Consider the following 16863-nt stretch of genomic DNA (forward strand, 5'->3'; position numbering starts at 1 on the left):
TCGCAGCCAACGGCCAGACAAACCACTCCCGCAGCCTTGCAGGCATACCCCGACCCGCACGGCAGCCCCCGGAGGTGGCCTCCATGTCCCTTGCTCTTGCCCTCGCCCGTCGTCATCGCGTCGCCGGCGGCGCGCTGGCCCTGCTGGCCCTGGCCGTCACGGCCGTCACCGTGGAGCGCGGAGCCGCCCCCGCGTCCGGCGGCCGGAGCCCGGTCCTCGACGGAAGCACGATCCGGTGGCCGCAGGACGGTCAGAGTGCCGTCGAGCTGTTGGGCAGCGGCTCCCCGGAGGCGCGAGGCGACCAGCGACCCGTTGCGATCGCGAGCCTGACGAAGGTGATGACCGCCCACGTCATCCTCAAGGAGCATCCGCTGCGGCCGGACGAGCCCGGCCCGCAGATCGAGGTGGACCGGCAGGCCGTCCACGAGGTGGCGGTCGGAGGCGAGTCGACCGTTCCGCTCCAGTCCGGCCGGACGTACTCCCAGCGCCGGCTCCTCGAACTGATGCTGATCCCCTCGGGGAACAACGCCGCCCGCCTGCTGGCCCGCTGGGACTCCGGCAGTCAGGAGGCCTTCGTGAAGAAGATGCGGCGGGCCGCCGACGAGCTGGGCATGGACCGGTCGACGTACACGGGAGCCAGCGGTATCGAACCCACGACCACGAGCACGGCCGTGGACCAGTTGAAACTGGCCCGGCAGACGATGAAGGACCCCGTCTTCCGCGAGATCGTGGCCAGCCGGAGCGTCACCGTGCCCGGCATCGGCCCGATCACCAACACCAACTCCCTGCTGGAGATCCCGGGCGTCGTCGGCCTCAAGACCGGCTCCAGCACCCCGGCGGGCGGCAACCTCCTGTGGGCCTGCGAGGTCCGCACCGGTGACACCACCCGTCTGCTCCTGGGCGCCGTCCTGCACCAACGGGCGAACACCACGCCCAGCGAGGGACTCCACGCGGCCCTGGAGAGCAGCCGCCGACTGATCACCGATCTCCGCGACCGGCTGTCCTCGGCACGGACGGGACGCTGAACCACCATGACGACCACACGAACGGTGCCTGGCGCCCCTGCCTGCGACACGGAGCTGGACGAGCCGCGTGACGTTGCGGCGACGGCAGCCGAAAGCCCGCGGCAAGACCGAAGGACGGCGCCATGGCGGCCGGCCCAGTGGTGGCGGTCGAGGCGCAGGGGCACGACCACCACAGCCTGTTCCGTCCTCCTCGCACTGATCGTCGCGGGCCACCGATGGATCCCCGACGGCCCGGGCCACATGGGCAGCCTGGCCGAGACGCTGCTCCCTTGGGCAGCCCTCGCCCTTCCCGTGCTGCTCGCCGCGGCGCTGCTGCGCGGATCACGCGTGGCGACGGCGGCTCTGCTGATTCCGGTCACCGTCTGGCTCGCGGTCTTCGGCGGCAGGTTCGCGGACAAGTCCTCGCCCGGCGGAGACCTCACCGTCGTCAGCCACAACGTCCAGCAGGAGAACCCGGACCCGCACGGCACCGCGCAGAGCCTGATCGCCGCCCGGGCGGACGTCCTGGCACTCCAGGAACTGAGCCCCGACACGGCGCCGGCCTACGAGAAGGCCCTCGCGGCCACGTATCCGTACCACTTCTACGAGGGCACGGTGGGCCTGTGGAGCCGGTACCCCCTGCGCGGCACACGCCCCGTGCCGATCATGCCGTGGACCCGGGCCCTGCGCGCCACGGTGGACACTCCCGAAGGGCCACTCGCCGTCTACGTCGCCCACCTCCCCTCCGTCCGCGTCACCCCGGCCGGATTCACCATCGGCGCACGCGACGAGGCCCTCGGCCGCCTGGCCGCGGACCTTCGGGCAGAACGCGTCCGGCGCGTGATCGTGACGGGTGACCTGAACGGCTCCGCCGACGATCGCGCGCTGGGCCCGCTGACCCGCCACATGGCCTCGGCCCAGTCCACGGCCGGCGAGGGCTTCGGCTTCACCTGGCCGTCGAGCTTCCCCGTCGTCCGGGTCGACCAGATCCTCATGAAAGACGTGAAGGCCACCTCGGCCTGGACCCTCCCCGCGACGACAAGCGACCACTTGCCCGTGGCTGCCCGCCTCAACCTCGCCGCGGACCCTCAAGCCGGCGATCGTGCCCTCCCGGTTCGGCCGTCCACCTGGCGCTCGGCTGATGCGCTGCGCCACGACGCCGAGCGAATGCCGCGGTGATGGCCACGGCACCGAGTTGAACATGTTCAACTTTCGTGACAGCGTGTGTGCTTGACGGTCTGGTGCGCGATGCAACCGGCGTTGGACGTATGCAAGGGGGAGTCATGCGTGATGAACGAGGGCGGGTCGCTGCGGGGTTGCGTGGGGTGGTCTTGGCGGTCGCGGTGTTGACGCTGGCCACGGGGTGCATGTGGCAGCAGCAGACACTGGCTCGGGCCGACATCGTGGGCACCTGGACCGAGGGTGATACCGGGACCCTGCTCTTCAAGGACGATGGCACCGTCGTCGTGACCAACCTTGCCGAGTTCAATAATGACGGCGACAAGGTGTCCCAGTGCAGCGGTACCGGCGAGTGGGGCGTGTATCCCGACGGCAAGGAAGCGGAGCAGTTGTGGACCACGGTCTGCGACGGGAACCCGTGGGAATTCGGCGGCTCGAAGGCGCATCCGACGATGCAGCGCAGCGTGGGAGATCCTGACAACGGGGACGACCAAACCCTCAGCCGCAAGTAGCGGAAGCCGCCCGGCGCGTCCAGCCCGTCATCCACCCGACAACCCGGCCGTCGCCTGCTCATCGGCGAGCTGCTCGCGCATCCGTGGCCGCACCCGCTCGGCCACGGCTAACTCGTCCTGCTCGGCCGCACGTCAGACGGCTGCTTGACCAGCTGCTCTTCCATGCGCGGGCTCTGTGGAATCGTGAGCTGCCGAAGGCCTGGCACTGCGCTTTGAACCACCGGTCGAGGGCGTCGCCCTGTGGCGTTCGGCGGCGTGGCGGAGTATGAATCCCGGCTCGGGGTCCCGGCCGGTGGAGGGACGTGGCCGTGTCGCGGTCTCAGCCCTGCTTGCGGCTGCGCTTGAAGTGCAAGACCAGCGATGCGCCCGCACCGACGAGTACGGCGAAGACTGCGCCGCCGTAGTTTTCCTGGGTGATGCTGGCGGCGGCGATCACGGTCCCGATGACGAGGGGAAGCCGGTGGTCTGGCTGGTCCGTTTCGCGTGAGCTCCTTGAATGAACGGGCGGTGAAACGCGTCGCCGTGGTGGGCGGGCCGTTCATGCCGGTTGAGTGGCGTGCCTGTTGATCGTAGTCAGGCCCAGGACCAGACCAGCCGCACACCGGAGATCAACGCCTATCCGTTACGAGTTGTCGCGTCCCTGCGTCTTGACGTGACATCAACTCTTCACTGCGCCGCCCTCCCTGGCCGCAGTCAGGGAGCGTTCAGGGGCTGCGCGCCGGTATCCGCTCGGAGGCCAGTGACACGGTTGGGGCCGGTCCTGGTCGGAACGGACGGGGCCTTGGCCCCATCATGTGTGAGTGAACCTAGCCGGTACGTTCCTGCTCATCTGCTTCACCAACCCGGCCTCGTCCTGGAGACGACCGAGGATCCCTTGCCCGGGCCGACCAGCACCCGGCATTGCTGCCCACGTGCAGCATGATGGTCTCCGCGTCACCGATGCGGACATCCACGCTCAGGCCGAGGCCGGCACCGGCGACGGAGTGGGTCCACGCGGGGGAGGCGTGGTTCGCCTCCTTCTCCAGACACCAGCCGTTGGCCGACGTCGGGACTTTTCCCTTTGCCTCGCCTGCCTTTGCGGGCGTCCTGTGGCACAGCGCGCCGGCGGATTCAGGGATGAAGTTGCTCATGCAGCGCTCCCCGGGGCGTGAGATGCCTGGCAACTATCCGGTGAGCGTGGTCACTTCGAACGAGGGCGGGCGGCAGATCAGGCTCGTTTGCCCGTTGTCGCGCCTGCTGGTTCTCCTCTTTAATCTGCCCCGGGCAGACATCGTGCCAAGGAACGGGGAGGACGCGTGCTGAAGAAGATTGCCGCGGTAGGTGTGGCGGCCGCTGCTCTGGGCTGGGGCCTCGGTGCCGCGCCCGCACAGGCTGCGGGGATGGCGTACATGCAGGTGCGCAGCGTGGCTTACAGCCTGGGGGAGTGCCTCGATTACAGGTCTGACTACGGCCCCTACACGACCGGCTGCAACGGTGGCGCGTATCAGACCTGGCTGATGTTCGATGGCCTGGAAACGTTGACCGAAGTCCGGCAGAACGTCGGCGACAAGCTGTGTCTGGTCGCCCGCAACGGAATTCCGACGATGCGGCAGTGCTTGGCTGACGATCCGGCTGCCTTGTGGAAGGTGCACGACATCGGTGCCCAGGATGGGTACCAACTGATCAACAACGCAACGAAGACCTGTCTTGTCGCGGGGTCAGGGGCGATCCATCACGTCAGCCTGAACGCGTGCGACGGCCGCCCCTCCCGGCTGTGGGCCCCCTTCTACGCCTGACCGATGTCGACGGCTGTCCCGCCGGACCCGGCCGGTGCCTGTGCGGGTATCGAATCCGGGATCGCCAAGGCCGGCGTGTTGATCTTGTTCGCGCAAAGGGCCGTTTGTGAGATTAGCCCCGGGTGTACCCCTGACTCTGGTTCGCCTTCGGTGAAGATCATCAGTGGTCGGCGGGGACGGCTGGGGTCATCTGCTCGGGCTTCGAGAGCAGCCGCTTGCAGTCGGCGACGGCGTCGTGCTGGCCGCCGAGGGGGTTGGTTGCGGTGGGCGCCGCGCTTGACTGCCCGTCAGCAGCTCCCCGACCTGTCACGGCCGCGGCGAGGCTGCGTCAAGGAGAGCACGTCCAGCCTTGGTGAGCTCGTGCGTGGCCGTGCGACCGGCCCGGCTGCTGTCGATCAACCCGGCGTCTCGCAGGATTGCCAGGTGTTCGCTGGCAGTCGGGGGAGTGACGCTCACCAGCTTGGCCACCACGGTCGTCTGCAGCGGAGTGGCGAGGGAGGCCAGGATCCTCGATCGAGTCACCCCCAGAAGACGGTCCAGTGACCTCGGTGTGGGAGGTGCCGCCCAGAGGTACCGCCCGGATGCCGGGTAATAGATCGCCGGGGTCCAGTGGTCCGAGGTGGTGCACTGCATCCGGTCGGTGATGAACAGCGACGGAACGAGAATGAGTCCCTCAGGGCAGTCGACGTCGACGTCGACGGTCTTCTCGACGGTGATGGTGTCGCCCTCGTAGGCAGCGGAAGGGTGCAGGCGCGGAAGGACTGCACGCAACCCCTCGCGGTTGACCTGGATGGCCCGATCCAGCATCTCGGCACGCAGCGCCTGCCGCATGGACGGCCATTCCGGTTCGACAACTGCCTTCCAGAGGCGGCGCAGCGCATCGGCGGCCGCTGACCTGGCTCGATCGGGGTCATCGAGCAATCGGCGGCCCATTTCTGCCCCGCGCCCCCTCGCAGCGTCGACCAGCTCGGCGTACGTCTGGTCCGCCGGCGCGGCGAGGAGGGCATCCAGGCCTTCCTCGAACGTTGGTTCACTGGACATCGGCGATGGGTCAAGGAAGTCGGGTCGATACGCACCATCGGCCATGAAGACCGTGAGCGCCCTCAGATCCGGGAGCGAGAGACGGTGGTGGCGACGGCGGAGCCACGGGTGGAACATCGGGTGACGCTGCGGTTCGGTCAAGAGCTGGGCAAGACTGACCACTTCGTGCATCGGCGACATCGCCCACCGCACGCTTGCGGCGCCCACGCCCAATCGGTAGCGGATCACTCCACCATTGTTAGGCCACCGCCGAAGTGAGCGCGAGCAGAACGGCGAAGCGCCGAGACTCGGGTCATGACCGACACGGAGTCGATTGCCCGGCGTTCCAAGGAACTTGAGCGGGCCCAACAGACGCGAACGATCCGGCTGGGCGCCAGCGGATCGACCATCGAAGTCCTCGCGGGTCCGGCGGAAACCAGCGGGATCGTGAGCATCTACCGGTGGCGCATGTCGCCCTCCAGCCGGGGCCCTGCCCCGCACTTTCACACGACCTTCAGCGAGACCTTCATCGTTGAAGAAGGTGAAGTCGACTACTTCGATGGGCAGGACTGGCGAACACTGCGGCCCGGCGACACCGCGCATGCCGCCGTGGGTGACGTCCACGCCCTCCGGAAGGAGCGCGCCGAACCAGCCACCCTCCTGATGGCACTCTCGCCAGGTGTACCGCGTGAGGAGTACTTCGCACAGCTCGCCACTGTGAACGAGCGTGACCTGAGCCGACTTCACGAAGCCCACGACAACCATTTCGTCGACGATTACGGGCGGTGAGGGCACCGGCAGCGGCCCACCCCACTATGCGGTCGTAGAACTGCTCCCGCGCGTGAGCGCCACCGCCGAGCCGGGCCCGGAGGCCGAGTTCGTCCGCAGTGGTCCTCAAGGTGTTGGTGATCTCACTGTCACCTGTTCCACCCCTTTCCTCATGGTTTCCCATCCTCATGGTTTCCCAGCAAAGGATTCACTGTGCCCAGCATCGCCATCGTCGGAGCCGGCCCCGGTATGGGCCTGGCCATCGCCCGTACCTTCGGCTCCCAAGGGCTTCGACGTCGCTCTCATCGCCCGCAACCGAGACAAGCTCAACGACCTGGTCGGCCGGCTCGACGCCGAAGGCATCACCGCTGCCGCGTTCCCCGCGGACGTACTCGACCATGACGCACTCACCCAGGCGCTCAAGGACGCCGCCACCCGCTTCGGCGGCATCGACGTCCTGGAGTACTCCCCAGGCGGGAGCCTCGAATCCACGCCGCTCACCGCTCCGTCCGAGACCAACCCGTCCGATGTGCAGTGGGCGATGGACATCCTGCTCTACGGGGCCATTGCCGCCACACGGGCCGTGCTGCCCGTAATGCGCGAGGCCGGCGCCGGCACCCTGCTCTACACCAACGGCGCCGGCTCGGTCGACCCCACTCCGATGCTCGGCAACCTCAACGCCGCCCAGGCCGCGCTGCGCAACTGGGTACTCAGCCTGCACAAGGAACTGGCCGGCACCGGCATCCAGGCCGCGCACGTCGCCATCGGTGTGTGGATCGGCACGGACGGCCCGCCCGGAGTGCCGGTGGCCTCGGCCGACGAGGTCGCCCCCCTCTACTGGGACCTGCACACGCAGCGCGACGAAGTCGAACGCGTCTTCACCGTGTGACCCCGTCCCTGCACTGCCCGGGCTCCCTGCCCCGGCTGCTGCAGACGCTGGATGCTGCCGGCCACGGCGATGCCGTCACCCGGCTCGACTGCCCGATCTGCGGCCGCACCCTGCGGAAGGTCTCACGCCCCACACCACAAGGCCGTGCCTGCGGCTGGTGCGTTGCCCGGACCGTACTCCGTCCGTGCTCCCGCTGCGGGGAGAACGGTCACATCGTCAACCGCTCGGAAAAGGAAGGAGGGGTTTGCCGCTCCTGCTACGTGAACGATCACCGCTTCACCGGCCCGTGTGCAGATTGCGGCCGACACGGCATCTACCGGCTGCGGCACCCGGAAAGGTCGCTGGTCGCCTTCTGCCGCCGGTGCGCTGGCTACCCCGACCGTGGGTGCGCCCGCTGCGGCACCGCCCGCCCGGTTCAGGCCGCGTCCCTGGCCGGGGCAGGCTGGGCCTTCGGTGCCCGGCAGGGGAGGTCGTCGATTCCGAGGTGCGATCCTGGGCGGATGGATGAGTCAGCCGGTGTTCTCGCGGCCGCGCGGTGGCCTCTCGCCGTGGGGCGGGAAGCCGACTGGCTGCGGGAACTGACCTGCGATGACGGGTTGACGGGGTTCATGCCGCCGGCGTTGCCCGACGCGGCGTGGGTGCTGCACTCCATGTACGAGCACCAAGTCGGGCCGACGGGATGGTCCTTCGTCGAGTACAGGCGGCGTGCCGGCGCGCCCTGTCTGGCCTACTATAGCCCGCTGTTGCACGGGGCTGAGGGTTTCGACAACCTGCACATACGCACCGGCACGCTCGCGGACGCCCTGGTGCTGTACGACCACCCGGATGAGGACGGCTGGACCCCGTCCAACCTCTGGCCCCGGGACCGGTCATGGGTCCTGTGCACCGACTACGACCTATGGGTTACCAAGGTGGCCGGCCCGCCCGCCCTCATCGAAGCCCTCCTCGACGACGCGGAGCTTGAAGCCGTACGGCTGCCATGGGCAACCTGACCGACCCGGCCGAAGCTGTGCATCGGGGTGTCCATTCGGGCCGTCTAACGTGCTCGGTCACAGGTTGTGGTCGGGTAGCCGGATCACGTTGCCGTGACCCGGCCCCCTCAGAACCGGACGTGCACCATTCAGCGCATCCGGCTCAAGCAAGCCCCGTGGGCTTCGCAGGTCAGCAGGGTTGTGTGGCCCTTTTGCTGTCGCCAGCGTGATGTTGGCGGTGGCATTCGGAGTGCACGAGGCAAAGGTTGTTCCGCTCGTCCGTGCCGCCGTTTCGCCGGTAGGTGAAGTGATGCTTGTGGAGCATCTTCTTCGAGGCTGCGAACCAGTTGATCCACTCGCGTGGGCTGTCTGGTTCGTACTCGGCTCCGACGATCAGCGCCTGTTTGCAGAGAGGGCAGAGGCCCTGCTGCCGGACCGCCAGGAGAAGACTCGTCTTGTCCATCGGCGGTGGCGCCTTCCTGCGGCGGCGATCCCGCCAGTACTCGGTCAGCGCGGGGTCGTCCGGGGACGCTCTGCCCTTGACGAGCTGGTGGCGGACGATGACCGTCCAGGCGAACTTGATGAGGAAGGCCCCGCTGTCACGGTCGCCGAACACCCACCGGTCACGTCGGGACGGGTGGAACCTGCCGAAGTACCGGTCCACGATCCAGTACCTCGACTTGTTGCGGTGACGACGCCTGGCCCATTTGAAGGTCAGCTGCCACATGTAGTGATCCAACGACGAGAACGTCGTCGTGGACGCCACCGCCCGGTAGTAAGCCGCCCAACCGCGAACGATCGGGATCAGCCTGCGCAACACAGCCTCGGCATTGGCCCCGTGCAGGGCTCTCACCTCGGTCCGCAGTCGCGCTCGGAGCCTCGCGCAGGCCGCTGTGCTCGGGGTGATGATCAGTTTCTTCTGGCTCTTCCGGCGGACTGTGAAGCCGAGGAAGTCGAACCCCTCATCGAGGTGGACGACCGTGGTCTTCTCCTCGTTGAAGCGAAGATCCCTCGGCGCCAACCAGTCCTCCAGCCGGGCCCTGACCTGGTGCACCTGTTCTTCGTCGTGACAGAGCACGACGAAGTCGTCGGCATACCTCACCCGCACCGGAGTGCCTGGCATCGCGCCGGGCTCGCGCCCGGCCCGCACCGTGTATTGGCACCCTGCGGCCTGTTCCAGTCCGTGCAGAGCAACGTTCAGCAACAGCGGGCTGATCACACCGCCTTGAGGAGTGCCCTCCTCGGTCGGTGCGAACCGGCCGTGGTCGATCACGCCCGCCTTCAGCCAGCCGCGGATCAGGTCCCTGGCGGGGAACTGGCCGAGCATGGTCATGAGGTGGTTGTGGTCGATGCGGTCGAACGCGGCCGACGGGTCCGCGTCCAGGACACAGACGTTTCGGGTTCTTGCCCTTCACCGTCCAGAAGATCGCGGATATCGCGTCCTGGCAGCTGCGGCCGGGCCGGAAGCCATAGGACCTCGGCTCGAACCGCGCTTCCCACTCGGGTTCCAGTGCGTTCTTCACGCGGGCCTGGAGGACCCGGTCACGGATGACCGGGATGCTGAGTGGTCGCTGCTTCCCATTGCTCTTCGGGATGAACACTCGCTTGACCGGCTTGACCGGCTTGACCTTCCAGGGCTTCGACGACCGATGGATCTCGGCCGCCAAGGTGCCTCTCGCCTTGGGCGTGAGGGCTCGTTCCCCGTCGATGCCAGCGGTCATGAGACCACTACTCTGTTGCGTCACCCGCTTCACGCTGATCAGCGTGTTGCTGCGGCTTCGCAGCATGAGCTTCTGCAAGTTGCGGACCTTGGGTCTGATGCAAGGCTGGGCGACAGGTATGGTCCCGCGGCCTGGACGACCGGTGTGGTCATGAAGGTCTCGAATTCGATGGGGGCCAGCCGGCCGAGTGAGCAGTGTCTGCGGCGGCGATGGTAGGTCCTCCCGATCCAGGCCACGATCGCGGTCCACAGCTCCTGAGGGGTAGCCCACGTACGGCGGTCGAGGACGTTCTTCCGGAGCAGGCTGAACAACGACTCCATGACCGCGTTGTCGCCCGCCGCTCCGACTCCGCCTACCGAACCGACGATCTGATACCGCGCCAGGGCCCGCACGAATCTCCCGGACCGAAACTGAGATCCGCGACCGCTGTGCAGCACGCAGCCGGCAACGCCCTGACGCCGGGCAACAGCGTCGTCCAGGGCCGCAACGGCATGACGGGACTTCATTCGTGCATCGATGGAGTAACCCACGATCCTCCTGCTGAAGACGCCCTCGACCGCGCAGAGACACAACTTCCCCTCACTGCTTGGATTCCAGTAGTCGTCGCAACACCGATTGGAAGTGGTGTTCGGTGATGCCGGTCAGCCACAGGCGGTTCGGGCCGCCAGCGGTGAAGCCACAGCGAACCAGATCGTCGTACACCGGCGGACCGGCCTTTTTACTCCTGCCGCGCTTCTTGCCGAAGACGCTTCACCACCGGTTGTCCCGGCAGATCCGCCAGGCAGTCCGGTCGCCCATGGCCGATCCTGCCTCGCGGGCCTCGTCGGCGAGGAAGCGGCAGCCGAACTCGGGGTCCTCGCGCTGGGCAACTGCACCAGCCCCGACCAGCAAGATCACGATCTACGACTGGGGATACTAGCTGAGGTCCTCGCGTGACTGCCCAGTGTTGACGGAGAGCGTCGAAGACTGATTGCGCTGGTCAGAGGTCATGCCATGGAAGCCCGCAGCCGACGGCCGCGTAGCGTGTGGACGCGGCGGGCCGGGTGGGGACGTCATTGCTACGGTCGCTGAATGGGGAACTGGGACGAGGACGGCGTCCGCGCACAGATACGGAAGAGGGCCGCACGGGACCCGGAGCGGGAGCGTTTCGGGGCGCGTACGCATCGGTACGCTCTGACACCGCGGCTGCCAGAGGCGGAGATCCGCGCGTTCGAGGAGTCTCACGGCATCGCTCTACCAGTGGAGTACCGGTCCTTCGTCGCAGAGGTGGGCAACGGGCCGACCGGGCCCGGCCACGGCATGATGCCGTTGACCGTCCCTCGCCCAGAGGCCGACGAGGAATGGGCCGTGGACGACGAGTGGGCGGAAGACCGGCTCCCAGGCCGACTCGCCGAACCGTTCCCACTCACCGAACCCTTGCCCGGCCGGATCGCGGCACCGGCCGAACTGACCCTGGGCACGCTCTTGCTGGCCGAACAGGGCTGCGGCATCTTCGTCCGGCTCGTCCTGAACGGCCCGCACACAGGCGAGATCTGGCAGATCGATCCGGACTGGGGCGGCTTCGTACCGGTGAGCGCCGGCTTTCGCACCTGGTACACCGACTGGCTGACGAGCCCGTAGAGCGAGCGATCCGGGTCTCTGGCCTCACTCCATGTGCCGTACAGGCACGCCGGCCCGTTGATGCGCAGTTGCTGCGCGTCCCGGACAACGAGGACCGAGGATCCGCGGCGGGGGAGTACAGAGTCGATCTCCCGGTCGGCGTCGAACAGGATACGAGGTCGGTCGCCGTGCACACCTGCAACCGCCCATGGACAGGAACACCGGCAACGGAGTTCCACTGGACGACGGGCCTGGACAATAGGCGATGCAGCCGGTGTCTGAGCTCATCCGCTCACTACGGCGATGAGGCTTGCCAGGATCGCGGCGTACGCCACGGCCGGCATCACAGGCCAGATCGATTCCCCTGGCCCTGGGTGTTCAGCACCGCTCCGACACGCGCACCGAGGGTAGGGTGGAGGTTCGGGAAACGGGAGCCGGTAGGCGCCGCTGAGCTGCGCGTGCGTGGTGCTGCCTGTGGGTATCCATCGCGAGGCGAGGGCATGCCCGCACGCCCCGGATCCGCGTGTGGTCGGGCGTGACACCTGTGGTCCCCATACGGCAACGGCACGGTGAGGGCCTGCTGCTGACTGGGGATGCAGCACCAAGCCCTGCTCGCCACCGTAACGCTTCCCCGCGAGTCCGGCTCGCCCCAGGGGCGGGGCCGGACGGAGTCACCGGCTTCCCTCAGAAGTGTCTGAGGGGAAGTCCATCGTGGCCTGCAGCAGGCGTGAGCGGGGGCCGGCGGGTCGGGGACGGGGTGGGGTCAGCCTGCCGGTGAGTCGCTGACCTTGCTCACCGGGCTGATCTCCAGCTTCCCGCTGTCCTCGCCGTCGGTGACGGGGAGCGTGCCCGCCGGCCACTTCAGGGTGACGGGCTGGGTCTCGTTCGGGGGCGTCACCACCATGTCGGTCAGCTTCACGCCAGAGCCGCCGCTGTTGTTGACCGGGAACGTGACGTTGAAGGCGGCGGTCTCGCCCTCCTTGAGGATCTGCGGCACGGCCTGCTCGCCGTTGCGGTCCACGGAGACGGTGTCGCCCAGGGACGTCTTCAGGTCGACACCCGCGAAGCCGATGATGTGGCAGCTGGCGGCGCCGATGTTCTTCAAGGAGACGGTGACGGTGCCTTCCGCCTTGTCCGTGGTGTTGTCGGCGGCGGTGACGTCGAGCACGTCGGTGCGGCAGACGTCGGCCTCGCCGGCGTTGTTGTCACCGGTGCTGGTGTCACCGCCCTGGTCGCTCCCCCCGGTGCTGGCGCCGGCGCTCTGGTCGGCCTGGTCCGCCCCGCCGGTGCCGCCCGCGCTGTCCGCCGACGCGGTGGGGCCGGCCTGCGTGCTGTCCGTCGCGTTGTCGTCGCCGTTGCAGGCGGTCAGGGTGAGGCTCAGGACCGCGGCCGCAGCGACAAGGACGCTCGTGCGAGCGAGGGTGCGGGTCATGATGATGTTCTCCAGTTTCCGGTGCAGCCCCCCGCGTCGGCGGGCTGCTTGCAATCGCCACCTTGCCCGGCGTCGTCGCCGTTTCGTCGCCTTCCCGCTGCCGCGCGGTCGTTGCTCGGATTCCTCGCACGATGCGGACGGTGTGGCGGGGGCGCGTGTTCGTCACGCACGTCGAAGGAACGGGCCCGTCGTGCTGTCTGCCATGTTCGGTGCCGGCGAGAAGACGGCGACCATCCATCTGGCCGGACTCCACGTCGCCGGCATCTTCCTGCGGTCCGTCGGCTCATCCAAATGAAGGCCTGCTGCCCGCTGTCCGCGTACTCATCGAGGTGCTCAGCCAGGCTCGGATGAACGTGCTCAGCTCGGCGGCCACCAAAGCGCCGTCTGGTGAGACGAAGGGGGAACTCGGAGCAGAATCCCGGCACCGTGTGTTCGTCCCGCCTTCTCGGAAGTCCGGACGAAGAGGCTTCCTTGCCGGGTCCCTCCGGCTGCTCTGCACCAGCGCAAGCACGGTTCTCTGGAGGGCCTTGTTGTTCCCGAGACCCCGCCCGTTCCTGAGACCGGGCCGACGATCGAACCCTGACGGGGCATCAAAACATGCCGGGTGGGTGGCTCGGTAAGCCGGCCGGTGGCCATCCCGTACCGGCGCTCGCGTTGCGAGAGAGTCCGGCGGCCGTAGCTCGTTCCCGTGCTCACGCCATGGTGACGACGACTTTGCCGGCCTTGGCCTGTCCCTTCTCAACGTACTCGATGGCCTGAAGGGTCTCCTCGAACGGGAACACACGGTCGACGACAGGGCGGATCTTTCCGGCGTCGATGAGGAGGGTGAGTTCGCGCAACTGGTCGCCGTCGGCCCTCATGAACAGGAACGAGTACCTCACACCGTGACGCTTGGCGCTGCGCCGGGTTCCGAAACTGAGGGCGGTCATGGCCAGGCGGATGACCAGGTTCGCGCCGAGTTCACGAGCGAAGGCCGGGTCGGGCGGGCCCGCGACGCTGATAGCGATGCCGCCGGGCTTGAGCACGCGCAAAGACCTGGCGAGGTTGTCGCCGCCGAGGCTGTCGAGGACCACGTCGTAACCGTCCAGAACAGTGGCGAAGTCCTGTGTGCGGTAGTCGATGACCTCGTCGGCGCCGAGGTCCTTGGCCAGGTCGACGTTGGCGGTACTCGCGGTGGTGGCCACCTGCGCGCCCAGGGCCTTGGCCAGCTGGACGGCGATGGAACCGAGGCCGCCGGTGCCCGCGTGGACGAGGACCTTCTGCCCCGGCCGCACCTGTGCCCGCTCGACGAGCGCCTGCCATGCAGTCAGGGCGACCAGAGGAAGGGAGGCGGCCTCGGCCATGGTGAGCGTGGCCGGTTTGGGCGCCAGGTCGTCCTGGTGGACCGCGATGAGTTCGGCGAAGGTGCCGATGCGGTTTTTGTCAGGCCGGGCGTATACCTCGTCGCCCACCGCGAACCGGGTGACGGACGGACCGACCCGGACGATCGTCCCGGCGAGGTCGTTGCCCAGGACGAGCGGCAGACGGTAGGGCAGGAAAGCCTTGAAGTCCCCGTTGCGGATCCTGAGGTCCAGCGGGTTGACGCCCGCCGCGTGGATCCTGACGAGGACGTCGTCGGCACCCACCTGCGGGTCGGATACCTCGGCGGCACGCACTCCGGCCTGGTCGCCGTACTTCTCGACCATGAAGGCCCTCATCATCGTCTCCGTTCCGTTTCCCGTCCGTGAGAGGGCGGGGTGTTCATTCGTCTCAGGGCCTGGCCGGTACGAGATGTCTGCGTGGTGAGGTCGGCTGAAGCACGGATGGACTGTCCTCGGCGATGCCCGTCCGGGCACTCCTCGGTCAGCCGGGTGCTCGACGCCGACGCCCCGGCCAGTGCCGCATTCCGCCGTGGGGGTGCCTCAGGCAGCATTCGGCTGCGGCGCGGCGGCCAGGCTCTGCTTGACCTGCTCGGTGAGTTCGTCGGCGAGGATCTCGGACACTCCCGTCTCGACGCCGCGCAGCGCCTGGGCGGCGACGTGGGCGGCGGCGGTCTTCTGATCGGCGGGGACGGCGGCGGCCATGTCCGTGTCCATGTAACCGACGTGCAGTGCCGAGACGGCGATGCCGCGCGGCGCGAGCTCCTCGCGGGTCGCGCCGGTGAGGGCCCAGGCTGCGGCCTTGGAGGCGGCATAGGAACCGAGACCGGCCGGGTGGTACCAGGACAGGACGGACAGGACGTTGAGTACCGCACCACCGCCGTTGCCCTCGATGACGGGGGCGAAGGCCTGTGTCGCGGCGAGCGGCCCGAAGAAGTTGGTCTCCATCTCCCGGCGCACCTCGTCCAGGTCGCCTCCGGCCAGCGTCGCGCCGGTGGAGATGCCCGCGTTGTTGATCAGCAGCGTCGCGTCGGAGGCGGTCCGGGCAGCCTCCCGTATCGAGTCGTGGTCCGTGACGTCGAGGCGCAGCGGGGTGGCGCCGGGCAGGTCGATCGCCTCCGGACGGCGGGCCGCCGCGTACATCTTCGCGCCACGCTCCACGAGCTGGGCTGCCAGGTGCCGGCCGAGGCCCCGGTTGGCGCCGGTGACGACCGCGACCGCGTTGTTCAGTTCCATGTCTGCTCCAGGTCCGGCGGGCGCCGACGGCTGCCCGCACTGATTAGATTGCAGAAGTAATCTAATCACCGGGCTACGATAGATGCCAGTCGACATCCAACGAGGGGTGGTCATGGGTCGCGTATCGCAGGCGCAGGCGCAGGAGAATCGCAGGCGCGTGGTGGACACCGCATCCCGGCTGTTCCGGGAACAGGGCACGCAGGTGAGCGTCGCCGACCTGATGAAGGCGGCCGGCCTGACCCACGGCGCTTTCTACAAACAGTTCGCCTCGAAGGAGGCGCTCGTCGACGAGGCCACCGTCCATGCCTTCGCCGAACTCGCCCGGCGCCACACCGCCGGACTCGCGCAGTACGAAGGGCGGCGCGACGCCGCCCAGGAGGCACTGTTCGACGCCTACCTCTCCGTCGAGCACCGCGACGCTCCGGCGGACGGCTGCCCGGTCGCGGCGCTCGCCTCCGACATCGCGCGCGAGGGCGGGGGGCGCGAGGCCCGTCGCGTCTACACCGAGGGAGTGGCCGACTTCGCCGACTTCCTCGCCACCGACGACCAGGACGGCATCGTCCGCCTCTGCACCCTGTTCGGTGCGCTGGTCCTGTCACGGGCCACCAGCGGCTCCCCGCTCTCCGAAGAGATCCTCACCGCCGCCCGCACAGCCCTGACGGAAGCCGGCTGATCAAGGGCGTGGCAGCGGCGTACGGGGGCGGCTCTCGTGGCGACGGGCGAGAGCGGCCTGGACGGCGCGACCCCGATCGGCTGCCGCGGAACAGCCCACTGTCGGACCGGCGAAGCAGGCTCCTCCGGTCCCGTCGGCTCAGGCGGATGTGGGGAACCATGGCTCAGGCCGCGGGCCGACCTCGTGGGGCACTCACCGACTCTGGGGACGGCGGCGGTTCACACCCTTCTGTGCGGGTACCCGCACGCCCATGATGTGGCAGCAGTTGCAGGACTCGCCGGACGCGGTGTTCGTCATGGTCCTCGACCCGGGTGAGGAGGCCCTCGCCCAGATCACCGGCTTCGCCCGCGAGCAGTCGCTGGGAGCGTCCCAGGTGACCGCGGTGGGCGCGTTCTCGCAGGCCACGGTGGGCTGGTTCGACCGCCTGGACCGAAACTACCGGCGGATCCCGGTCGACGAGCAGTGCGAGGTGCTGTCGCTGCTCGGGGACATCGCCGTGGGGGAGGAAGGGCCGACGGCGCACCTGCACGCCGTGCTCGGGCTGGCCGACGGCACGACCCGCGGCGGACATCTGCTGGAGGGCCGGGTGTGGCCTACGCTGGAAGTCATCATCCGGGACAGCCCGGTGGCCTTGGCGAAGGTTCACCGCCCCGACCTCGGGCTTGCGCTGATCAGTCTGCCGGGCGACGCGCATCCTCGAGGTGCAACCGCGTGAGGAACGTCGTG

Annotated in this window: 18 protein-coding genes and 2 pseudogenes; 10 read left to right on the forward strand and 10 right to left on the reverse strand. The window is 68.4% G+C overall.

Going from position 1 to position 16863, the window contains the following annotated elements; genetic code table 11:
- Nucleotides 1-83 precede the first annotated feature (83 nt).
- The 3 genes and pseudogenes from ACIBTU_RS02890 to ACIBTU_RS02900 all read left to right on the forward strand — a co-directional run bounded on the left by ACIBTU_RS02890 (nt 84) and on the right by ACIBTU_RS02900 (nt 2695).
- Entirely contained in the window at nt 84-1025 is a 942-nt protein-coding gene (locus ACIBTU_RS02890) for a D-alanyl-D-alanine carboxypeptidase family protein (protein ID WP_399124096.1), read from the forward strand.
- Nucleotides 1026-1031: 6 nt separating this feature from the next.
- Nucleotides 1032-2081: pseudogene (locus ACIBTU_RS02895) on the forward strand (endonuclease/exonuclease/phosphatase family protein); the annotation flags it as partial.
- Between the two features lie 206 nt (nt 2082-2287).
- Nucleotides 2288-2695 carry a hypothetical protein gene (locus tag ACIBTU_RS02900; protein ID WP_399124097.1) on the forward strand — a complete coding sequence of 136 codons (408 nt, stop codon included), beginning with the start codon at nt 2288-2290 and terminating at the stop codon, nt 2693-2695.
- Nucleotides 2696-3501: 806 nt separating this feature from the next.
- Here the strand turns inward: ACIBTU_RS02900 and ACIBTU_RS02905 are convergent.
- Nucleotides 3502-3825, reverse strand: a complete 324-nt coding sequence (locus ACIBTU_RS02905; protein ID WP_399124098.1) for a hypothetical protein — start codon at nt 3823-3825, stop codon at nt 3502-3504.
- A 165-nt stretch (nt 3826-3990) separates the two neighbouring features.
- On the opposite strand from ACIBTU_RS02905, the gene ACIBTU_RS02910 reads away from it, so the two are divergent.
- The gene (locus tag ACIBTU_RS02910; protein WP_399124099.1) at nt 3991-4470 is read left to right on the forward strand and encodes an RICIN domain-containing protein; all 480 of its coding nucleotides are present in this window, start codon (nt 3991-3993) and stop codon (nt 4468-4470) included.
- A 306-nt stretch (nt 4471-4776) separates the two neighbouring features.
- Here ACIBTU_RS02910 and ACIBTU_RS02915 read toward each other — a convergent pair whose 3' ends face one another.
- The gene (locus ACIBTU_RS02915) at nt 4777-5739 is read right to left on the reverse strand and encodes a DUF5937 family protein (protein ID WP_399124100.1); all 963 of its coding nucleotides are present in this window, start codon (nt 5737-5739) and stop codon (nt 4777-4779) included.
- A 66-nt stretch (nt 5740-5805) separates the two neighbouring features.
- Between ACIBTU_RS02915 and ACIBTU_RS02920 the strand changes: the two genes are divergently transcribed.
- The 3 genes from ACIBTU_RS02920 to ACIBTU_RS02930 all read left to right on the forward strand — a co-directional run bounded on the left by ACIBTU_RS02920 (nt 5806) and on the right by ACIBTU_RS02930 (nt 8139).
- Entirely contained in the window at nt 5806-6279 is a 474-nt protein-coding gene (locus ACIBTU_RS02920; protein ID WP_399124101.1) for a cupin domain-containing protein, read from the forward strand.
- 52 nt (nt 6280-6331) lie between these two features.
- Nucleotides 6332-7147 carry an SDR family NAD(P)-dependent oxidoreductase gene (locus ACIBTU_RS02925; protein ID WP_399124102.1) on the forward strand — a complete coding sequence of 272 codons (816 nt, stop codon included), beginning with the start codon at nt 6332-6334 and terminating at the stop codon, nt 7145-7147.
- Nucleotides 7148-7647: 500 nt separating this feature from the next.
- Entirely contained in the window at nt 7648-8139 is a 492-nt protein-coding gene (locus ACIBTU_RS02930; RefSeq protein WP_399124103.1) for a hypothetical protein, read from the forward strand.
- A gap of 169 nt (nt 8140-8308) precedes the next feature.
- On the opposite strand, the gene ACIBTU_RS02935 is transcribed toward ACIBTU_RS02930, so the two are convergent.
- From ACIBTU_RS02935 to ACIBTU_RS02955, 5 genes and pseudogenes are all read right to left on the reverse strand, one after another.
- Nucleotides 8309-9502 carry a group II intron reverse transcriptase gene (locus ACIBTU_RS02935; protein WP_399124224.1) on the reverse strand — a complete coding sequence of 398 codons (1194 nt, stop codon included), beginning with the start codon at nt 9500-9502 and terminating at the stop codon, nt 8309-8311.
- A gap of 100 nt (nt 9503-9602) precedes the next feature.
- Nucleotides 9603-9905 (reverse strand): annotated as a pseudogene (locus tag ACIBTU_RS02940) (reverse transcriptase N-terminal domain-containing protein); the annotation flags it as partial.
- On the reverse strand, nt 9878-10369 hold the full coding sequence (locus ACIBTU_RS02945; protein ID WP_399124104.1) for an integrase core domain-containing protein: 492 nt from the start codon (nt 10367-10369) through the stop codon (nt 9878-9880). The gene ACIBTU_RS02945 and the pseudogene ACIBTU_RS02940, both read right to left, overlap by 28 nt.
- Before the next feature lie 49 nt (nt 10370-10418).
- Nucleotides 10419-10541: a hypothetical protein gene (locus ACIBTU_RS02950; RefSeq protein WP_399124105.1), complete on the reverse strand. Its 123-nt coding sequence runs from the start codon at nt 10539-10541 to the stop codon at nt 10419-10421.
- Nucleotides 10542-10589: 48 nt separating this feature from the next.
- Complete coding sequence (locus tag ACIBTU_RS02955; RefSeq protein ID WP_399124106.1) at nt 10590-10736, reverse strand: hypothetical protein; 147 nt, start codon at nt 10734-10736, stop codon at nt 10590-10592.
- A gap of 450 nt (nt 10737-11186) precedes the next feature.
- On the opposite strand from ACIBTU_RS02955, the gene ACIBTU_RS02960 reads away from it, so the two are divergent.
- The gene (locus ACIBTU_RS02960) at nt 11187-11459 is read left to right on the forward strand and encodes a hypothetical protein (protein WP_399124107.1); all 273 of its coding nucleotides are present in this window, start codon (nt 11187-11189) and stop codon (nt 11457-11459) included.
- A 742-nt stretch (nt 11460-12201) separates the two neighbouring features.
- Here ACIBTU_RS02960 and ACIBTU_RS02965 read toward each other — a convergent pair.
- From ACIBTU_RS02965 to ACIBTU_RS02975, 3 genes are all read right to left on the reverse strand, one after another.
- Nucleotides 12202-12870: a DUF4232 domain-containing protein gene (locus tag ACIBTU_RS02965; protein WP_399124108.1), complete on the reverse strand. Its 669-nt coding sequence runs from the start codon at nt 12868-12870 to the stop codon at nt 12202-12204.
- Nucleotides 12871-13562: 692 nt separating this feature from the next.
- Nucleotides 13563-14567, reverse strand: coding sequence for an NADP-dependent oxidoreductase (locus tag ACIBTU_RS02970; protein ID WP_399124225.1), 1005 nt, complete (start codon nt 14565-14567; stop codon nt 13563-13565).
- 204 nt (nt 14568-14771) lie between these two features.
- Nucleotides 14772-15464 (reverse strand): SDR family oxidoreductase, encoded by a 693-nt coding sequence (locus ACIBTU_RS02975; protein WP_399124109.1) that lies wholly within the window; start codon nt 15462-15464, stop codon nt 14772-14774.
- A 112-nt stretch (nt 15465-15576) separates the two neighbouring features.
- Between ACIBTU_RS02975 and ACIBTU_RS02980 the strand changes: the two genes are divergently transcribed.
- Nucleotides 15577-16137 (forward strand): TetR family transcriptional regulator, encoded by a 561-nt coding sequence (locus tag ACIBTU_RS02980; protein ID WP_399124110.1) that lies wholly within the window; start codon nt 15577-15579, stop codon nt 16135-16137.
- Between the two features lie 250 nt (nt 16138-16387).
- Nucleotides 16388-16852 carry a PPC domain-containing DNA-binding protein gene (locus ACIBTU_RS02985; RefSeq protein ID WP_399124111.1) on the forward strand — a complete coding sequence of 155 codons (465 nt, stop codon included), beginning with the start codon at nt 16388-16390 and terminating at the stop codon, nt 16850-16852.
- Nucleotides 16853-16863 lie beyond the last annotated feature (11 nt).

The sequence above is a fragment of the Streptomyces sp. NPDC050145 genome (assembly GCF_044460245.1).
GTDB lineage: Bacteria > Actinomycetota > Actinomycetes > Streptomycetales > Streptomycetaceae > Streptomyces.

Coding starts and splice junctions, on each gene's coding strand:
- ACIBTU_RS02980 (WP_399124110.1), top strand. CDS start 15,577: ATGGGTCGCGTATCGCAGGCGCAGGCGCAGGAGAATCGCAGGCGCGTG.
- ACIBTU_RS02900 (WP_399124097.1), top strand. CDS start 2,288: ATGCGTGATGAACGAGGGCGGGTCGCTGCGGGGTTGCGTGGGGTGGTC.
- ACIBTU_RS02970 (WP_399124225.1), bottom strand. CDS start 14,567: ATGAGGGCCTTCATGGTCGAGAAGTACGGCGACCAGGCCGGAGTGCGT.
- ACIBTU_RS02920 (WP_399124101.1), top strand. CDS start 5,806: ATGACCGACACGGAGTCGATTGCCCGGCGTTCCAAGGAACTTGAGCGG.
- ACIBTU_RS02905 (WP_399124098.1), bottom strand. CDS start 3,825: ATGAGCAACTTCATCCCTGAATCCGCCGGCGCGCTGTGCCACAGGACG.
- ACIBTU_RS02975 (WP_399124109.1), bottom strand. CDS start 15,464: ATGGAACTGAACAACGCGGTCGCGGTCGTCACCGGCGCCAACCGGGGC.
- ACIBTU_RS02965 (WP_399124108.1), bottom strand. CDS start 12,870: ATGACCCGCACCCTCGCTCGCACGAGCGTCCTTGTCGCTGCGGCCGCG.
- ACIBTU_RS02930 (WP_399124103.1), top strand. CDS start 7,648: ATGGATGAGTCAGCCGGTGTTCTCGCGGCCGCGCGGTGGCCTCTCGCC.
- ACIBTU_RS02890 (WP_399124096.1), top strand. CDS start 84: ATGTCCCTTGCTCTTGCCCTCGCCCGTCGTCATCGCGTCGCCGGCGGC.
- ACIBTU_RS02985 (WP_399124111.1), top strand. CDS start 16,388: ATGATGTGGCAGCAGTTGCAGGACTCGCCGGACGCGGTGTTCGTCATG.